The organism is Flavobacterium ajazii, assembly GCF_010614725.1.
In the GTDB taxonomy this organism is placed as follows: domain Bacteria; phylum Bacteroidota; class Bacteroidia; order Flavobacteriales; family Flavobacteriaceae; genus Flavobacterium; species Flavobacterium ajazii.
Map to the genome: position 1 here is coordinate 20088 of NZ_JAAEHL010000001.1, position 20447 is coordinate 40534.

The following is a 20447-nucleotide window of genomic DNA, read 5'->3' on the forward strand; positions in this document are numbered from 1 at the left end:
TTATTATAAATCTGTTGAGAATTAAACTCAAGATTGCGTAATGGGCCAGGGATGGCAAGGATCAAACTGATAAGCTTAGATTTGGATTTTAAGAATTCCAAGAAAAAAACTCTTAACTTAATGACATTGCACGGGCAATTAGCGAACACACGAAGTAATCTGCGTGAGAAAAATTCTAATGCGGAATCTGAGAATTAAAAAACATATAATTCTTCCCCGGTCAGCGATTTCAAACTACATTTCTTAAAATATCCATTGCGTTCAAATTCGGCAAAAAGTCCTCTCAGCTCACCCAAAGAAACCTTATAAGTTGTTTTATAAATTAAAGCACCGTTGGCAAAAAGGGAAAGCTTTTTATCATTATTAATGAGTTTGATGGTATTCCATTTTTGAAAATCCATTACAAAAGGGGACAAATTATGAGACAGGCCATTTATCGTTTTTTCGCTAATGATATTGGTGATTCTGGAACTACAGCCAGGGTCAACAAAATTAAAACGCAAACTTTTATCTGTGCCAGAAATTTTAAAAACCAAGCCATTACATGAAATACCTTCTTTTTTATAGTCTTTTTTGAAAGTAGTCTCAAAAATAAAACTGTCGGCTTTATACTTAATCGCACTATAATTGCATAAACGGGTAAAAAATGGCTGTATCGTATCAATACCGTTTTTCAGTAACTGACTGTTTGTAATGTAAAACAAACTGTCTGAACTTTTTTTGGCCGGATATGCATAATAGTTTTTTGGGATAAAGCGTTGCCTTTGAAAACCCAGAGCGTACCATTTTTTATTTGTAGAAATAAATACTTTAGATTTCACTATTTTTTTAATGCGGTCTGTAATCGCAACATCAAACATTCCGGGAAGAAAATAAGTATGCGAAACCGTTTTTTGGCTGGGTTGCAGATATACCAAATCCGATTTATCTCCAAAGTCTACAAAAATACTGTCGGAAACATTGGGAACATTTACCGTAAAAAAACAGGTTTTGGGCAGTGTCCCTTCCGAAGAAGTCAATTTTAAACCATTATTAGCTTCATTAAATGAAGAATCAGAAAAAAACAAATAGCTAAAAGTTGCAAGAGCTAATATTATAATCGCAATAAGTCCAATTCTATATTTGCTTTTGGATTTTGATTTCACATAATCAAAAAGTGGTTTTTCGGGAGTCAAATTTTCACCAGAATGCTCTGTCACATCAAAACCACAATATTCTGTCAATGCATCAAAAGTAGCTTGTTGCGGAAGGTAATATTTGTCAGTTGCTATTTTCCCGAAGATGCGTTTCAGGGTATTATGGCTAATGTTTATTTTGGTCTCTTCAAAAATAGATCGACTGAAATCAAGGTAGTCATTGTGTTTCCAGTTTTCAGAATTACCACGACCAAACTTTTGCTCACATTGTTTAATTATATCTTTAAGTTGTAATCGCTTATCCATTTTTTTTAAACAAACCAATTAATTTTATTAATCATGACCTGCCAATTTATTCTATTAGCAAATATACTCACGTAATTATATCGTCTAAAAGATTTTTTGAAATTAATTCTAAGAGCTTGTTTAAGTTTTAAAATTTAGAGTGATTTCTATTTTAAGAAGATTAAAAACGTTTTGCAGATATTATTTGAATGTAAAAAAAACAATTATAAAGAACTGCGCTCAATATATCCAAACGGATTTTTGAAAAATTCTTTCTTATTGCTCAAAATTAATTCGGCGGCTTTTTGTCCCATTGCCTTAAAATCACTGCTCAATACACAAATATCAAGCAGTGCTTTGAGCGGGGTTTCATTATAAGAAATCACTCCTACATCAGTACCTATCCGGAGTTTCTTTTCTTTTATCTGCTGCACCAGATGTACAAGATCGTTGTCGTCGATAACTATATAAGCTTCTTTTGTTTTAAATTCGAGATTATTAGTAACTTCTTCTATAATTTCAAAATCAAGAGAATGCTTTTGGCAGAATTCTTTAAAACCATGCAATAAACCAACCGGAATAGGGAATAAGGTCTGGGTTGAAAACACCAAAATGATCTTTTTGTATTTCTTTAATTTAGCGAAAGCTTTTGTCAGTGCATAAATGATATCCTCTTTAAAATCCTGATAAACGGCGGTAAAATTCCCCGAAATTTCAGAATACGAATTGTCAAGAATCAGAAGTTTATCTTTTGGAATGGTTTCAATGGCTTTCAGAACCCTGTTGGTATAATTGATATGAGTTTTTCTGCTATTTCTGAAGTGGGGCATGATTACAAAATAATTGTAATTATGAATGTTTTTTTTCAGGGCATTAATAAAAAGCTGCTCATCACAATAGTAGATATACATATTGACGTGCCCTTTGCTTCCCACGGTATCAACAAAAGCATTGTAAGCTTCCATTTTATAAGTACACGGTTTGTTAATAAGAAAAAAAACATCAAATTTAGCTTTTGGACCTGCGTAAGAAACAAAATTTCCGGATCCCATAACCGAAACAATTAGTTTTTGGTCTCTTAATATCTTGTAAGCTTTCTCAGCAGTATCCCGTGAAATCGAATTTTGAGTACTTAATTCATTTATAGAAGGCATCTGCTGTCCGTTCTTTATTTTTCCGTTCAGGATTTCTGTTGCAAGGAAATCGGCTACCTGTATAAATTTTGGTGATCCGGAATCCATTTTAAGGTTAATAGTGATTTGGTTTCTTTTGGATGGCATAGTAAAGTGGTCTGTATTTTCTGTAAAAAAAATGTCAATTTTTAACCTGCTGTTTTAAATATTTTACAATTAATACTATTTAAATTGTTGATGAAAAATAAAAATTTAACAAATATTTTACGTTATATTTTGGTTTAATGAGGTTATGGTGTAAAATGTTAATATGTTTTCAAATGTATAGAAATTGAATTTTCAATGTGTCCTGTTCTGTGCTGAAATTTTAATGAAAATTATTTTTTATAAAATATCACATTTTCAGATGATTAGATTCTTTATTTAACCTTTAGAAAGAAGCAATTTTTGTACTTACATTTTTTTATTATTTTTACATATAGCAGCTAATCATACAGCACAAAAAGCTGGAATGAAATACTGATTTGTTTTACTAAAATTTAATTATTAAAAAATGAGAAAAAACAATGATTTAGGTTTGTTGATACTTCGTATTACAATTGGATTACTGATGCTTTTGCACGGTTTGGCAAAATTTGGAGGAGGATTGGAATTTATAAGTGGGATGCTTGTAGAAAAAGGACTTCCGGGGTTCTTTGCTTATGGTGTCTTAGTTGGCGAAATTTTGGCTCCTATTGCCATTTTAATTGGTTTTAGAACCAGACTTGCAGCACTTGTTTATGCATTCAATTGTTTAGTTGCCGTATTAATGGCTCACAGTGCCGATATTTTCAAATTAAGTGAACATGGAGGCTGGGCTCTAGAGCTTTTAGGACTGTATTTCTTTACTGCCCTTGCTTTGTTTTTTACCGATGGCGGAAAACTGGCAGTTTCAAAAAACAACAGCTGGGATTAAACTTAGATACATATTTTATACTAAAAAGAAGCTTTAGGGCTTCTTTTTTCGTTTTTTATATTAAGAAAAAAATAACAGAGCGAAACCCAATTCTAATGTTATTTTAATGTTGGCCATAAAATTTCGTCCTAACTTGCGCCACTCTAAGAACGAACAAATGCTGAGCAGAATTAAAAATAGTATCTTGTGTAAATGCCTTCAGGTATTGCTGATCGGGTACTTTCTAATCAGCAGTATGAATGTTTCAAATAGTTTTGGGCGCATTATAGCCGATAATGCCGAAACAAATACAGTTAAAGGGATTACTTGTAATTTCCTGAAAAAAATATTCAAATGTGACGGGATTCCGGAAGAACTGGATGACTATGAAACAAAAGAATCGAAAACAGCCAAACTTGCAAAAGGAGTTCCTTCATTAGACTATCTGGTACCTTTAAATACTTCATTACCTGTTTTGTACTTTCAGATTAGTGCAAAAAGAAAAAACTATGTTGATAATCAAATATTCTCATTTGGTTTTCATGGTAAAATTCATTTACCGCCTCCTGAATTTATAGCATAAATACTTAATCATTTTTGTGGAGTAGGAAGAATTCTTACATCCTGTATACGGTTTTTGTCGTATATTAGTATCTATCTGTTAATCTTGTATTTATATATAAATTCATGACACCATTAAAACGTTTTTACAATTTACTTCATCTGGATAAACGCGATGTATATCAAATCATTTTTTATGCAGCATTTGCCGGTTTAGTAAACCTTTCACTGCCTTTAGGAATCCAGGCTATTATTAATTTTATTCAGAGCGGACAGCTTAGTGTCTCCTGGATTGTACTTGTAATTTTGGTTACAATAGGAGTTGGTTTTGGTGGAATTCTAACCATTTTACAGCTGAGGATCGTTGAAAATCTGCAGCAGCGAATTTTTGTACGTTCTTCATTTGAATTTGCTTACAGAATGCCTTTAATCAAATTCAAGGAAATGTATTCTGAGTATGCTCCGGAAAAAGCCAATCGTTTTTTTGATACTTTGACAGTACAAAAAGGGACGGCAAAACTTTTACTGGATTTCTGTACCGCTTTTTTGCAGGTAGGTCTTGGGATTATATTATTGGTTTTATATCATTCTTTCTTTACAGTAATTGGTCTTTTGTTTATCTTAATTTTATACATCATTTTTAAATTTTCGTATAAAGACGGACTGGAAACAAGCCTTAACGAATCAAAATTCAAATACAAAGTGGCAGCCTGGCTTCAGGAAATTGCACGTAATCGTGATAGCTTCCGCAAAAAAGGAGGCTTCGAATATGCACTGGAAAGAAATGACGGCTATGTAAGCAAATATGTGAATTACCGTGAAAAACACTTTCAGGTAATGAAAAAACAATATATTCAGCTGACTATTTTTAAAGTTATTGTTACAGCTGCCTTATTGTCTATTGGTGGTTTCCTGGTAATTCACCATCAAATGAACATCGGGCAGTTTGTGGCAGCTGAAATTGTGATTGTTTTGCTGATTAATTCGGTTGAGAAAATCATTTTCGGACTGGAATCTTTTTACGATGTATTGACTTCATTGGAAAAAATAGGGCAGGTGACTGATATGGAAACGTCATGTATTCCGGAAACGTCTGCTGTAAGTGAAACGGGAATCAACATTGAAACTGAAAGTGTAGGTTACAATTATCCGGATCACAATAAAAAATCACTTAAAAACATCAATCTGAAAATAAATCAGGGCGAGAAAATAATTTTAAGAGGAACAAACGGAGCAGGAAAAAGTACTTTGTTACGTTTATTGTCAGGTCTGCTTGAACCTGAAAGCGGAGCAATGTATGTGACTGATAATTATATGAATCGTTTAAACGAAGATACTTACAGAGCACAGGCAGGAACTTTTTTACAGGGCGATACGCTTTTTGCCGGAACCATTAGAGAAAATATTCTTTTTGGAAATGAAGCATTGAATAATGAAGATCTTAAATGGGCTTTAGATAATGTTGGCCTGACACCGGATATCAAAACATTTCCGAACGGTCTGGAACATCAGGTACATCCGGGTGGTCATGAGCTTTCGGCTTCAGATATTCAGAAGATTCTTCTGGCACGAAGTATTGTCCATAAACCTAATATATTATTTCTTGAAGATCCTGTTGATAAAATGGATGAACTGACTTCAGCTAAAATTGTAGATTTTTTACTTTCTGAAGAAAATGACTGGACGGTAATTGTTACTTCTAAAAACGATATATGGAAGAACAAATGTGACCGTATGATAACGATCGATGACGGAAAAATTATTAATGACATAAAGCTTTAATCATGCTCAATATATCTAAAGATAATAATGTACTTATCACTCCGGGCAAATACAAATCTATTACCAGCGTTGCCCGCAGACCGCATTATAAAATTTTAAACAGGGTTATAATCGGTTTCCTGATTTTTTGTGTAGCCTGTCTTTTTCTGCCGTGGACACAAAATATTTCAGGAAGCGGCTCGGTAACGACCTTAAAACCGGATCAGAGACCGCAAACAGTGCATAACGCTATTGCCGGAAGAATCGAAAAATGGTATGTGCAGGAAGGAGACTACGTAAAAAAGGGAGATACAATCGTTTTTATTTCTGAGGTAAAAGAAGATTACTTAGATCCTAATCTTGTTGGAAATACAAAACAACAGGTCGATGCAAAAAAAATGGCGGTAGAATCGTATGGAGATAAAGTAAATTCACTTGAAGTTCAGGCACAATCACTTAATGCCGAAAGGGAATTGAAATTACAGCAGGCCCGAAATAAAATAAGACAGTCACAGCTGAAAATAAAAAGCGATAGTATAGATCTTGTAGCGGTAAAAACACAGCTTCGAATTGCAAAGACACAATTTGACCGTTCGACTGCCCTAAATAAAGAAGGTCTTAAACCGCTTACCGATGTCGAGCAGAAAAGATTAAAGTTGCAGGAATCGGAAGCTTATGTAATTACACAGGAGAATAAATTGCTGAGCAGTAAAAACGAATTGATTAATGCAAAAGTGGAAATCAGCCGAATTACAGCTGAGTATACAGAGAAAATTTCGAAATCAAATAGTGATAAATTTACGGCTTTAAGTACACAATACGATACAGAAGCCCAGGTAAATAAACTGGAGAATCAATATGTAAATTATAGACTTAGAAATGGTCTGTACTATATTACAGCACCACAGAGTGGTTATGTAAATCGTGCTTTACTTGCAGGTTTGGGAGAAACAATCAAAGAAGGGACTCCAATCGTCAGTATTATGCCCGCAAGTTATGATATTGCTGTAGAAACCTATGTCGATCCTATCGATCTTCCGTTGGTACACCGTGGTGCAAAAGTGCGTGTCTGGTTTGACGGATGGCCAAGAATCGTATTTTCAGGATGGCCGGGATTGTCCTATGGAACATATGGAGGAAGAGTTGTAGCAATCGAAAATTTTATCAGTTCCAATGGAAAATACAGAATTCTTGTATCTCCGGACGGTCCGGATAATAAATGGCCAAAGGAACTGAGTATTGGAGCAGGTGCGCAAAGTATTGCTCTACTTGAAACGGTTTCGGTATGGTATGAAATATGGCGTAACCTGAATGGTTTCCCGCCAAATTATTATAAGTCAGACGAAAAAGAAGCAAAGGATGGTAAGGACAAAAAATAAATTGAAATACGCTGTAACGCTGTTTTCTCTTTTATTTTTATTTGGCTTTTCTAATTTATACAGTCAGGATTTTAATAAAGAAGAATTAAGTTATAGTGAGTTTTTAGGATATGTAAAAAAGTACCATCCGCTGGTAAAACAGGCTAATCTTGAGATAAGTAATGCTCAGGCAGCCCTGATGCTGGCACGTGGAGGTTTTGATCCTAAAATTGAAGTTGATTATAATAAAAAAGAATTTAAAGGAACAGAATATTATTCGCTTTTAAACAGCAGTTTTAAAATTCCGACCTGGTACGGAATCGAAATCAAAGCAGGTTTTGATCAGACAGACGGGCAATATTACAATCCACAGAACAAAACTCCGGAAGCCGGTCTGACCTCTTTGGGTATCAATGTAGCCTTAGGCCAGGGAATGTTCATCAACCAGAGAATGGCTGATGTCAGGGAAGGGAAACTGCAGGTAAAACTGAGTGACGCACAACGAAAACTAAAAGCTATCGAGGTTTTGTACAAAGCCAGTGAAGCGTATTTTGAATGGAGAAAAAGCTACAATGAAGCTGAACTTTATAAAAGATATCTAGGTTTTGCAAGCACTCGTTTTCAGGGTGTAAAAAAACTGATTGAATTGGGTGATGCTCCTTCAATTGACAGTGTAGAAGCCGGAATTACCGTTCGTAACCGTGAATTAAACGTAGAAAACGGAAACCTGAAATTAGCGAAAGCAAAATTGTACCTGTCAAATTATTTATGGATCGAAAATGTTCCTGTTGAACTTGGAGAGACAGTTAAACCGGAAGAAAACCTGAGCAAAACACTTGAAGAAACACTCAGAACAGATGCTATGATGGTGGATGTTCAAGGTTTGGATTCTCATCCGAAGATTCAGGCTCTTGAGACCAAAATGGGTATGCTGGAAATTAGCAGGGAACTGAAAGCGAATTCATTGCTTCCAAAACTGAATGTGGGATACAATTATATTTCAGAACCTTCCTACTTTGACTCTTTTAACACAGATGATTATAAGTTTAACGTCGATTTTAGTATTCCGATTTTTTTGAGAAAAGAGCGTGGAAGTTTAAAACTGGCGAAACTTAAGATCCAGGATTTAAAGTACGACATTGATCAGCAGCGACTGGAACTTAAAAATAAAATCAAAGCTCAGCAGACCGAAATTGCTTCTTTGAAAAGGCAAAAGGAAGTCATTGATAATCTGGTAAAAGATTATATGACAATGCTGAATTCAGAAGAGAAACTGTTCTCTTTTGGCGAAAGTTCTATATTCCTGATTAATTCAAGGGAAAATAATCTGGTGAGTGCCAAACTATCCCAAATCAGCATCGAGAATCAGTTTTACATTTCAAATGCCGAATTGTTCAAAATACTAGCAAATCCTGATTGATATTTTTTTTCTTTTTCAAGCCACTTATTTATCAGGAAAATAAGTGGTTTTTTATTTTAGTTCAATCGTTCAGAAGTTTCTGTTCGAAGGCAGTGTTCTGTGCCCAGATAGAGTGGGTTTCCGTGTTTTTCAGACCAAAATCCTTCCAGAAGATCTTTGGTAAGGCAGCGGTAAACGGCTACACCTTTATATGTTTTTTTGTCTTCCCCTTTATAACTGAAATTGATTACCAAAATATTATCTTTAAAAAATCCCGAACCTTTTTGTTCATGATTATTAATGATCCATTGGGCTTTAATTCGGTTGTTTTCATCAAGAGAGAGCGTTAAAGTACCGCTATAGGTCATTTCACCAGAACCATCCTGATTGCTTCCTGAAACGGAATAAGTGCCTGCTAAATCTTGTATTGTCATTATTTTTTTGAAGGGTTAAAAGAAAGAGGGTAAATATAAAAATAATATTTGAGTCCGGTTACAGCCATTCTCCGGAGGCATCATAATCATTAGGTAAATAGGTAAGGTATTGAACCATTCGTGGAGATTTTCCATTGTTTGGCGTTGCACAATGAGGCAAAGTGTTGTTCCAGATTATAAAATCGCCTGCATTGCCGGTTATGGGTTTTGGTTCTAAGGTTTTAATAGCTTTTTCTCTTGGGTTTTCATTAGGACCAAGATCGTCTAACCATTTATTTATTTGATGATGAAATCCCGGAACGCAGTGAAAAGCTCCATCATCCGGTCCACAGTCCGTTAAGTAGAGCAGACCCTGAAATCCAAATGTAAGTGGCTGTTTTAGACTGATATCCCAATGAAGTGGGCTTCCTAAAAAAACAAAATTTTCGTTTTTAGGAGGATTAAAACTCACCTTGTCAATGGTTTTATAGATGCTCGTTGTTTTATAAAGCTGTTCGTAGGCTTTTTTTATTCTTGGAGAAAATCGGTTTTTATTCAGGGTTTCATGATCAGAAAAATTGAGCATTAATCCTTTTTGATCCTCGTGTCTTATATACCAGGTCTCTTTTTTGTTCGGATCCATTTGTAAATATTCCCAGATGGCCTTTTGTGTAGCTTCGCAGTCTTTTTTTGAAATGGCATTTTTTACAATCACATAGCCATTCTTGTTCCAAAATTCAAGATCTTCTTCTGAAAGTACATTTTCTGTCAAGTCTTCAGTTTCTGTGTGAACATCTTTTTTTCTGTCATTAACCCAGGACTTGAAAGTTTCAAAATCAGGTTTTTTAAAGTATAAAAACTGTAAAGTGTCTTCCATACTGATACCTAACTGAAATAAGGTTTTTATTTCGTTATCCCAGGTTTCAGTATTTTCTGTAGAATTGTCGGCAGGGTTTGCAGATCTTTTCCATAAATTTTCAAGAATAGTCCATGGCATAGTTTAGATATTTTCTTTAGTTTGCTTTTTTAATTTTAATCTAAAAAGACTTTATTAAAATTACCAAATTTATTCCTTTTTTACTCTGTAATTAAACTTTAAAATAATAAAGATAAAATGTGATTTTATTTGTTTTTTGTTGTGATTTTTTAAATTATTGATAATTTTAGTGCTTAATTATGCTTTCTAATTTAATATAAATAAATCTTGAAGAATTTTTTTATAACTCTGATTTTATTCATGGGATTTTACGTACCGGTTTCTTCGCAGGAAACCCAGGTCAAATTTCTTGATATATCAGACGGGTTATCCAATAATTCAGTCGTAACCATATTTCAGGATAAAGATGGTTATATGTGGTTTGGGACATATGACGGACTAAACAGATACGACGGATATAATTTTAAGGTATTCCGAAACCGTATTAATGATAAAAAGTCTTTGCCTTTTAATACTATTTATAATATCGAAGGCGATTCCAGGAATAATATCTGGATTGGCGGGGCTAATGGTGTCTGCGTTTATAACAAAACCAGTGCTGCCTTTCATCCTGTGAAATATATTTCCCTGAATAAAAAGGCTGAAATTGTTAAAGATATTATCCATCAGGTAAAGGCTGTTTCTGAAAACAAGGTTTTAGTTGCCTCACAAAATTTGGGTTTGCTTATTTTTGAAAATGGTTCTTTTACAGGAAGGAGAGTTCCGCTTCTGATGTCCGGAAACAGAAATGTTGTTCATGATTATGATGCTGTCGCTATTCAAAAGGATACAAAAAATAATCGCTGCTGGGTATATGTGCGAAATGTGGGTCTTTGCACTTATGATAATAGCTCAAAAAGGTTAAAGGTTATTTTTCCGTTTGCTATAGAAGTAAAAACCCTGGAACTGGCTTTAGATGGAAACCTTTGGTTTGGGACAGATGAAGGTCTTTTTCTCTTTAATACAAAATCAGGGGCATTCTCTGAGAATTATTTCTCCAGCAGATGCACAGTTGCCGATATTCTTATTGATAAGAAGAAAGAAATGTGGGTGACCACAGATGGCAACGGGATTTATAAAGTTATCGGAAAAGAAAAAAAAGCGGCCCCATACAGTTCTGTAAAAGAAAACAAACTACTAAAAAGTAATTCTATCTGGAGCTTGTACGAAGATAAAGCAGGCAATAAATGGGTTGGAACTTTGCGGGGCGGAATCAGTATGCTGAGTAATACGGCGCGTTATTTTAAAACAGTCCGATACAATGCCAATGATCCAGCCGAAAATTTTATCCTGTCATTCTGCGAAGACGAAAAAAACAATTTATGGGTAGGAACAGACGGTGCAGGTTTGAAATACTGGAACCGCAAAACCAATACCTATATTAATTACGTCAATAAACTTTCGAGCAAATTTATCACGGGTATCGTTAGGGATGATAACAACGAAATCTGGCTTTCTACCTGGGCCGGCGGTGTCAACAAAATTAATCCGAAGAACAACTCAGTTACCCAGTTTTCATGCTATAATTCTGTTACGAAGCAAGTGGAGAAAAATGTTTGGTTTGTCTATAAAGATTCAAAATCAAACATTTGGGCAAGCACAACAAATGAAGGTTCTTTGTATCTTTTTGAACGCGCTAAAAATAGTTTTGTGCTTTTTGATAAATCGATTAATAATTTGCAGTGTATGACAGAAACCTCAGACGGAAAACTCTGGGGTGGAAATTATTCGGTATTATATTCTATCGAAAAAGAAAGCAGGAAAATTAATAAAGTGACCATCGGAAACCCTGTTCGCTGTATTCATGAAGATAAAGACAAAAAACTATGGCTGGGAACACAGGAGGGAGGATTGCTGTTGTTTGACCGAAAAACAAATACCTTTAAAAGGCTCACAACTGATGACGGACTTCCTTCGAACACTATTTTAAGACTGCTTGAAGACAAGGAAGGAAATCTCTGGATGAGTACGTATAATGGTATTTGCAGGTTTGATAAGAAAAGAAAAACCTTTAGAAATTTCTCAGTAAATGATGGACTTCAGAGTAATCAGTTTAGTTTTAATGCCGGAATTAAATTATCTACAGGAGAGTTTCTGTTTGGAGGGATAAATGGGTTTAACAGCTTTTTTCCGGGAGCCATTAAAAGTTTCAATCAGGAAAACAATCTGTTGCTCACAGATTTTTACGTAAATAATCAGCCAATTGAGGAAAGCAAGGCAGAGATTGATATTGATTCAGATAAAATAAAAGAAGTCAGTTTAGATTACGATCAGACCACCTTATCACTCGAATTTGTTGCTTTGGATTATAACAATACCGACAAAATAAATTATGCATATTTATTAGATGGCTGGGACGATCAATGGAATTATGTTGGTCAAAGCAGAAAAGCCAATTATTCAAAATTGCCTGAAGGGAAATATACTTTTAAAGTAAAAACTACCAATTTTAAAGGAGGCTGGAACAAAGAAATCAGTCTGGTTTCTATACAGGTTTTACCACCATGGTACAGAACCTGGTGGGCTTATTTATTGTATTTATCAGCTGTAGCCGGAGCTCTTTTTGTTTATCTGAATTATCAAAAAAATAAAGAAAAATTAAAATATAAAGTCAAAATTGCTGAACTGGAAAGTAAAAAGGAAAAAGAAATTGCAGAGAAACAGTCATCGATGTTTACTTATATATCACATGAATTCAGAACCCCGCTTTCGCTGATTATAAATCCTTTGAAAAAAGCGGTTCAAAAGGAAAGTGTTCAAAATGGTTCTTCCGGAAGCGATTTGGCAATTGCACATCGAAATGCCCGTAGGCTTTTAAGTCTGGTCGATCAGCTTTTGCTTTTTAGAAAGGCCGAAAATGATGCGGATTCCCTTCGACTATCTCCTATAAATGTAAACAATCTTTGTAATGAAGTATATCAGTGTTTTGTAAATCAGGCAAAAGATAAAAATATTCAGTACAATTTTAATATTCCCGATCATGAAATTGTGATTATCGGTGACTATGAAAAAATTGAAATTTCGTTGTTTAATCTGATGTCCAATGCTTTTAAATATACATCAGTTGGTGGACAGATTGATCTTAAACTGACTGAGACAGATGATGAGGTTCAGCTTGAAATTACGGATAACGGCGACGGAATCGAGAAAAAAGATATTGAGGTAATTTTCGAAAAATTTAAACAAATTAATTCTAAAGTTTCAATTGGAACCGGTTTTGGAATCGGACTTTACATTGTAAAATATTTTACAGACAAACACAAAGGAACTGTAAGTTGTACCAGTGAACCGGGTAAGGGAAGTACATTTAAACTGACTTTTTTAAAAGGAGACAGGCATTTTGAAAATGCAGAAATTACCAATGACGTTCAGAAAAGAAGCCAGCTGTTTGATGAATTAATTATTGATGATTCTGAAGAAAATGCAGATGTAAATACCCTTTCTGAAACTGATTTGCAAAAAGTGATGCTTACTGAAAAACGCACCGTTTTAATTGTAGATGACAATGCTGAAATTAGGGGGTATTTAATCAAATTATTTTCTGAAAAACATATAGTGTACAGTGCCGAAAATGGTGAAGAAGGCTTAAAACTGACCAAAAAACACATGCCGGATCTGGTTATCAGTGATATTACGATGGAAGAAATGGATGGTCTTGAGTTATGTCGAAAAATTAAAGAAAGCAACGATTTGTCTCATATTCCGGTAATTTTATTAACAGCAACTAAAAATCCCGAAACGCACCTGCAGGGAATCAATGAGGGTGCCGATGACTATATTACAAAACCATTTGATGATGATCTTTTGGTGGCCCGGGTTGAATCGTTATTGCGTAACCGAAGTAATTTACGAACGTATTTCTTAGACAGTATCACTTTAAAAGAGAATACACAGAAAGTCCCGGTCGAATATCAGGAAATTTTGAAAAAGTGTATTGACATTGTAGAGGCGAACATTCATAAAAGAGATTTTACGATTAAAACTTTTGCACTTGAAATGGGTATGAGCCACAGAACGCTTTATACTAAAATCAAAATCATTTCGGGGCAGACTTTAAATGCTTTTATCCGTTCACTACGAATCAGAAGAGCCGCCATGCTGATGCTTACCGAAGACATTAATATTGCACAGGCGAGTGCGGAGGTTGGTTTTGAAGACCCGAAATACTTCAGACAACAATTTGTGAAGTTATTCGGAATGACACCTTCTGAATATATTAAAAAGTACAAAAGTTCTTTTAATTCGGATTTGAATGTTATTAAATAAATTATGATTGCTTAAGTTTTGGTTTTATATCTAGACCGATACTCCCTCGGTGATATTTCCATAACCAGCCTGAATGATTTTGAAAAATGAAACGGGTCATAATACCCCAGTTCATATGCGATTTCTTTTATTTTAAGGTTGCTGAATTGCAAAAGGGAACACGATTTCTGAATTTTTAACTGATTGTAATATTCCATTGGAGTAAATGAAGTTTTCTCTAAAAATAAAGCGCCAAAATAAGAACTCGAATATCCAATATACTGAGCAATATCATGAAGTGTGATTTTGCTTGTCAGATTGTTTTTCATGAAAATGATGCTCATCGGAATCACATCTAAAACTTCTGTATCAGCTGTTTTTATTTTTAGAAACTGATCAGTGTATTTTATGCTGGCTAAAAAATGCTGCAGACATATACTCGAATATTCAAGATTATCAGGATTAAAACCCATTTCGAGATTCTGGTAAATTTCTTCAAACAAATTCAGCCTGTCAGACGACCTGCTATCGTTGAGATTTAAAATTTTTCCGGAAACAGAAGCATGTAAAGAGTTTGCTATTCCTTTAAAGTGCAGCCAGTAGATACTCCAGGGTTTAGAGATTTCGGCCTCATAACTATGTGCTTTGTGCGCCGGAATGATAAAAGCCTGATCTTTGATAAGCGAAAACTGTTCATTTTCCAGGGTTATAAAGCCTTTTCCGTTCTCACAATAAATAAGGATATGTTCCAGTGCACCTTTTGATCTTTTCCTGAAATGATATTTTGCATTGGGATAGTAGCCAATGTGGGTAATGAACAGATTTTTTGTCAGTTCATTTTCAGACTGAAAATTGCGAACACTGTAAGGAACAACGATTGCTCTTTCTCCTTTAAAACCATCTGCTATCTGATCCATAATAAGATTATGAGTGTTTTTAAATTAAAAATTAAAGGTAAATCTGTTGAGTAAAATTAAGAATATGTGTCAGGCTGAGCGGAGTCGAAGCCCTTTTGGGGCATAAGCCTTCGACTCCGCTCAGGATGACATTAATGTGTTAAAGATAAATAAAATATATAAAATCATGGTAATTTACATATTCTGAAATAATAGTACTAAAAAATGGAGTGAGCGATACTCCAAAATATATTTAGTAAGATATTATATCGACCATGAAGTGTAGAATCACCAGAATTGAGTTCAAATAAATTCAGTTGTTATAAAAACAGGTTTAATTGTTTTTAAAATAGTAAATTGGATGTAAAAATCGATGTTTTATACATGTTTTATATAAATATTACATTTCTGAATGTATGGCATGTAACGATATTTGTAATGATAAATAAATTAAAAAATTAAAATATATGAGTAAGTATAATTCTTCCTACCTGCTTTTTATAGCACTGGTTTCAGCAATGGGTGGTTTACTATTTGGTTATGACTGGGTTGTAATTGGAGGCGCAAAGCCTTTTTATGAAGTTTTCTTTAATATCACCAATTCACCTTCTATGCAGGGCTGGGTTATGGGAAGCGCCATTTTGGGCTGTTTGCTGGGTGTAATGATTTCCGGAAGTTTATCCGATAAATACGGAAGAAAACCACTCATGATTGTCGCTTCAATATTTTTTACGCTGGCAGCAGTTGGTACCGGAATAGTCAATACCATCGAATGGTTCATCGTCTGGAGAGTTGTTGGAGGCATTGGTATCGGAATCGCTTCGAATCTCTCACCCATGTACATAGCCGAAATTGCGCCAAGTGAATCCAGAGGAAAATTTGTCTCAATAAATCAATTGACAGTCGTAATAGGAATTTTGGCAGCCCAAATTGTAAACTGGTTAATTGCAGACCCAATTATAGAAGGAGAGGATATTTTGAACTCATGGAACGGGCAATGGGGCTGGAGATACATGTTTTGGGCAGGAGCCATACCGTCAGTAGCTTTTTTTATTTTGATACTGATTATCCCCGAAAGTCCAAGATGGCTTGCGAGTCAGCGTAAATACGATAAAGCCGAATCTGTTTTTACTAAAATCGGCGGACTTGCCTTTGCAAAAGAACAAATTGAACAGCTTAAATCAGGATTTGGGGATGTCAAAGAGGAAGCCAATTATAAAATGCTTTTTGAAGGCAAAATGCCAAAGATTCTGGTGCTGGGAATTGTGATAGCAGCTTTTCAGCAATGGTGTGGTATCAACGTGATTTTTAATTATGCTCAGGAAATCTTTTCAGCTGCTGGTTATGGCGTTTCTGATATCTTATTCAATATCGTAATTACAGGTTTAACCAATGTAATTTTCACGTTTGTGGGAATGTATTTTGTGGATCGATGGGGACGCAGAACCTTAATGTTAATTGGTTCAATAGGTTTATTCTTTATCTATGCCATATTGGGCGCCTGCTATTATTTTGAAATCACCGGAATTGCGGTTTTAGCATTGGTCATTGCAGCTATTTCCTGCTACGCTATGACATTGACGCCGATTACCTGGGTCGTTTTATCTGAAATATTCCCGACAAAAATACGTGCCATGGCAATGGCAGTTTCCACTTTCGCCCTTTGGACAGCCTGTTTCGTACTTACTTATACTTTTCCAATCCTAAATAGCAGTCTTGGATCTTACGGAACATTCTGGCTTTATGGAGTTATCTGCTTAGCCGGATATTTCTTCCTTCGCATTTCATTACTGGAAACCAAAGGAAAATCTTTAGAGGAAATTGAAAATGAATTGACAAAATAATAGCATATCATAAAATGGAAAATACAATTGCAAATAATTTAAATGCAACACAATCAATAAACGAAATCGGTCAGGACGAAAAGATAACAGCGTATTTAATTCAGTCTACCGTTAACGAAGATGGCGTGGTACGTGTTTGGGAAGAAGATATTTTACTGCCTACGTACCAAATTGGAGAAGAAGAAAAGAATCCGATTTTTCTTGAAAAACGAGTATATCAGGGAAGTTCAGGAGCTGTTTATCCTTATCCTGTTGTCGAAAAACTATCAGATGAAAAGTTCGACAAATCTTATCATGCCATATTTTTAGAAAATAAATACATCAAAATCATGATCCTTCCTGAGCTGGGAGGACGTGTTCACATGGCATATGACAAAGTAAAACAGCGCCATTTTGTGTATTACAATCAGGTAATCAAACCCGCCCTTGTGGGACTTACAGGACCGTGGATTTCCGGTGGAATTGAGTTCAACTGGCCGCAGCACCACCGTCCGAGTACTTTCTTACCAACCGATTTCAGTATTGAAGAAAATGAAGATGGCAGTAAAACAATCTGGTGTAATGAGGTAGAAAGAATGTTCAGAACCAAAGGAATGCAGGGATTTACGCTTCATCCTGATAAAGCTTACATCGAAATTAAGGTAAAAATCTACAATCGTACTGCTTTTCCACAGACCTTTCTTTGGTGGGCAAATCCAGCTGTAGTAGTAAATGATGGTTATAAATCGGTTTTTCCTCCGGATGTGAATGCGGTATTTGACCACGGAAAAAGAGACGTTTCAAAATTTCCGATTGCAACAGGAGAATATTACAAACAAGATTATTCTGCCGGAGTCGATATTTCAAAATATAAAAACATTCCGGTACCAACTTCGTATATGGCGGTTCAGTCCAAATATAATTTTGTGGGCGGTTATGAAGACGATGTGCAGGCAGGATTGCTTCACGTTGCCAATCACCATGTATCTCCGGGAAAAAAACAATGGACATGGGGTAACGGAGATTTCGGTTTAGCGTGGGACAGAAATCTAACCGATAAAGACGGTCCGTATATCGAATTAATGACGGGTGTTTTTACAGATAATCAGCCTGATTTCTCCTGGCTTCAGGCGTATGAAGAAAAATCATGGACACAGTATTTTATGCCCTATGCCGAAGTAGGTTATGTGAAAAATGCCACTAAAGACGCAATCATCAATATAGAAATTGAAGGAAACGAAGCTGATCTGATTTTATATACCACAGGTTTGTATGAGAACTTAAAAATTGAATTAAAAGATAATAAAAACAAGATATTGTTTCACGATCAAATTACGATTTCTCCTGTAAATCCGTATAAAAAAAGGGTTTTGATTGGAGAAACACCCTCTGAAGATTTGATTTTTACAGTTTATACTTCAAATGGTAAAATTCTGGTGCAGTATCAGGAAGAAAAAGCTGAGATTAAACCAGTTCCGGATCCTGCAAAAGCCGCTTTGGATCCAAAAGATATCGCTTCAATGGAGCAATTATACCTGACAGGATTGCATTTAGAACAATACAGACATGCGACTTACAATCCGCTGGATTATTATTTTGAAGCGTTGAGCAGGGATTCTAAAGATGTTCGTTGTAACAATGCTGTCGGACTTTTAATGTTGCGCAGAGGGCAGTTTGAAAAAGCGGAAACGTATTTCAGAACCGCGGTTGAAGTTTTAACAGAACGAAACCCAAATCCGATTGACGGCGAACCTTTATACAATCTGGGGTATTGCCTGAAATTGCAAGGGAAATTTGATGACGCTTATAATTCGCTTTTTAAATCGACATGGAATGCAGCTTGGCAGGACGCCGGATTTTATGCTTTGGCACAAATTGACAGTATAAAAGGCGAATGGTCAGAAGCACTGGAGAGAGTGGAATCGTCATTGATCAGAAACTGGCACAATCACAAAGCACGCCAGCTGAAAGCTTCTATTTTGAGAAAGTTAAACAGAAATCAGGAAGCTCTGGCATGGATTGAAGAATCAATCAAAATTGACCGTTTCAATATGGGATGCCGTTTTGAGAAATATCTGCTTACAAATGACCAGACTGTATTGAACGAAATGAATACCATCATGCGTCAGTGGTCACATGGTTATATTGAATATGCATTGGATTTTGCAGGAGCTGGATTATATGAGGAAGCTTCTCAATTATTGAAGGAATCGATTAGTGATACCGAGGAAGTTTATCCAATGGTGTATTATGCTTTGGGGTATTTTGCTTCAATGAATGGAAACAAAGACGAAGCTTTAGAATGGTATAAAAAAGCTTCACTGCTGTCACCTGAAAAATGTTTTCCTAACCGAATTGAAGAAGTAAATATTTTGCAGGATGCTATTAAATTAACTCCTGAAGATGCAAAAGCGCCTTATTATTTAGGAAACTTTTGGTATGCTTTCCGCCAGTATGATGAGGCTGTAAAATGCTGGGAACTGTCATATAGCATAGATGATAAGTTTCCGACTTTATTACGAAATCTTGCTCTGGCTTATTTCAATAAAACAAATAATAAAGTTAAGGCTCAGGAAATGCTGGAAAAAGCATTTGCATTAGATACAACAGATTCAAGGATTTTTATGGAACTGGATCAGCTGCATAAGAAAATTGGAAAATCACCGGAATATAGGTTAGAAGTTTTAAATCAATATCCAAATTTGGTTGAAGAGCGTGATGATTTGTGTATTGAACGAATTACACTTTATAATCAGACAGGAAAATATACTGTTGCAAAAGAATTGATTGCACAGCGAAAATTCCATCCCTGGGAAGGCGGAGAGGGAAAGGTAACTGGGCAGTATACGTTATGCAGAGTAGAATTGGCCAAAATTGCAATTGCAGAAAACCGGTTTGCAGATGCGATACAATTACTGAAAGAAACAGAAGTTTATCCGTATGATTTAGGCGAAGGAAAACTGAAAAATGCTGAAGAAAATGAAGTTTTTTATTATAAAGGATTAGCGTATAAAGGCTTGGGAGATTTAGAAAATGCAACAGCAAATTTTGTAGAGGCAACACTTGGATCATCAGAACCGGTTCAGGCCTTTTTCTACAACGATCAGCAGCCGGATAAGATTTTCTATCAGGGACTTGCCTGGCGGGAACTTGGCGATGGGGACAAAGCCCGCAGCCGTTTCAATAAACTGCTGGCGCACGGAGAGAAATATCTGTTCGAAAAATCAAGAATCGATTACTTTGCGGTTTCGCTTCCGGATCTTGCGATTTGGGATGATGATCTGAATGTTAGAAATCAGGTACACTGCTATTATGTAATGGCATTAGGCCACAGCGGATTAGGAAATGAAAATGAGTCTGAGAAGTATTATCAGAAAGTGAAAGAATTAGATATCAACAAACAGACCTTTCGTAAATAGAGAATTTCCTTAGGGAGTTTATAATGATTTAACACATAGAAAACATAGATTTCTGTCTTTTGAAAAAGTATATAAAAGAGAAACTCATTTATCAACACACTGCTATGT

The 20447-nt window shown here is 35.3% G+C and carries 13 protein-coding genes; 8 read left to right on the forward strand and 5 right to left on the reverse strand.

What is annotated here, in order from left to right:
• Positions 1 to 194 precede the first annotated feature (194 nt).
• Entirely contained in the window at positions 195 to 1442 is a 1248-nt protein-coding gene (locus GWR14_RS00060; protein WP_163406906.1) for a hypothetical protein, read from the reverse strand.
• A 203-nt stretch (positions 1443 to 1645) separates the two neighbouring features.
• Positions 1646 to 2662 carry a GntR family transcriptional regulator gene (locus GWR14_RS00065; RefSeq protein ID WP_246236245.1) on the reverse strand — a complete coding sequence of 339 codons (1017 nt, stop codon included), beginning with the start codon at positions 2660 to 2662 and terminating at the stop codon, positions 1646 to 1648.
• A 445-nt stretch (positions 2663 to 3107) separates the two neighbouring features.
• On the opposite strand from GWR14_RS00065, the gene GWR14_RS00070 reads away from it, so the two are divergent.
• The 5 genes from GWR14_RS00070 to GWR14_RS00090 all read left to right on the forward strand — a co-directional run bounded on the left by GWR14_RS00070 (position 3108) and on the right by GWR14_RS00090 (position 8588).
• On the forward strand, positions 3108 to 3509 hold the full coding sequence (locus GWR14_RS00070) for a DoxX family protein (protein ID WP_163406908.1): 402 nt from the start codon (positions 3108 to 3110) through the stop codon (positions 3507 to 3509).
• A gap of 106 nt (positions 3510 to 3615) precedes the next feature.
• Positions 3616 to 4071, forward strand: coding sequence for a hypothetical protein (locus GWR14_RS00075; RefSeq protein WP_246236246.1), 456 nt, complete (start codon positions 3616 to 3618; stop codon positions 4069 to 4071).
• 104 nt (positions 4072 to 4175) lie between these two features.
• Positions 4176 to 5831, forward strand: coding sequence for a peptidase domain-containing ABC transporter (locus GWR14_RS00080; RefSeq protein WP_163406909.1), 1656 nt, complete (start codon positions 4176 to 4178; stop codon positions 5829 to 5831).
• Between the two features lie 2 nt (positions 5832 to 5833).
• Positions 5834 to 7189 (forward strand): HlyD family secretion protein, encoded by a 1356-nt coding sequence (locus GWR14_RS00085; RefSeq protein ID WP_163406910.1) that lies wholly within the window; start codon positions 5834 to 5836, stop codon positions 7187 to 7189.
• Positions 7170 to 8588, forward strand: coding sequence for a TolC family protein (locus tag GWR14_RS00090; RefSeq protein ID WP_163406911.1), 1419 nt, complete (start codon positions 7170 to 7172; stop codon positions 8586 to 8588). The genes GWR14_RS00085 and GWR14_RS00090 overlap by 20 nt, the downstream gene beginning before the upstream one ends.
• A gap of 56 nt (positions 8589 to 8644) precedes the next feature.
• Here GWR14_RS00090 and GWR14_RS00095 read toward each other — a convergent pair whose 3' ends face one another.
• Together GWR14_RS00095 and GWR14_RS00100 are read right to left on the reverse strand one after the other, a co-directional pair.
• On the reverse strand, positions 8645 to 9001 hold the full coding sequence (locus tag GWR14_RS00095; protein ID WP_163406912.1) for a hypothetical protein: 357 nt from the start codon (positions 8999 to 9001) through the stop codon (positions 8645 to 8647).
• 58 nt (positions 9002 to 9059) lie between these two features.
• Complete coding sequence (locus GWR14_RS00100) at positions 9060 to 9977, reverse strand: phytanoyl-CoA dioxygenase family protein (protein WP_163406913.1); 918 nt, start codon at positions 9975 to 9977, stop codon at positions 9060 to 9062.
• Between the two features lie 240 nt (positions 9978 to 10217).
• Here GWR14_RS00100 and GWR14_RS00105 point away from each other — a divergent pair, with 240 nt between their 5' ends.
• A complete protein-coding gene (locus GWR14_RS00105) occupies positions 10218 to 14222 on the forward strand; it encodes a hybrid sensor histidine kinase/response regulator transcription factor (protein ID WP_246236247.1) in 4005 nt (1334 codons plus the stop codon).
• Between the two features lie 11 nt (positions 14223 to 14233).
• On the opposite strand, the gene GWR14_RS00110 is transcribed toward GWR14_RS00105, so the two are convergent.
• Positions 14234 to 15118, reverse strand: a complete 885-nt coding sequence (locus GWR14_RS00110) for an AraC family transcriptional regulator (protein WP_163406915.1) — start codon at positions 15116 to 15118, stop codon at positions 14234 to 14236.
• A 446-nt stretch (positions 15119 to 15564) separates the two neighbouring features.
• On the opposite strand from GWR14_RS00110, the gene GWR14_RS00115 reads away from it, so the two are divergent.
• Entirely contained in the window at positions 15565 to 16941 is a 1377-nt protein-coding gene (locus GWR14_RS00115) for a sugar porter family MFS transporter (protein ID WP_163406916.1), read from the forward strand.
• A gap of 14 nt (positions 16942 to 16955) precedes the next feature.
• Positions 16956 to 20339, forward strand: coding sequence for a tetratricopeptide repeat protein (locus tag GWR14_RS00120; protein ID WP_163406917.1), 3384 nt, complete (start codon positions 16956 to 16958; stop codon positions 20337 to 20339).
• Positions 20340 to 20447 lie beyond the last annotated feature (108 nt).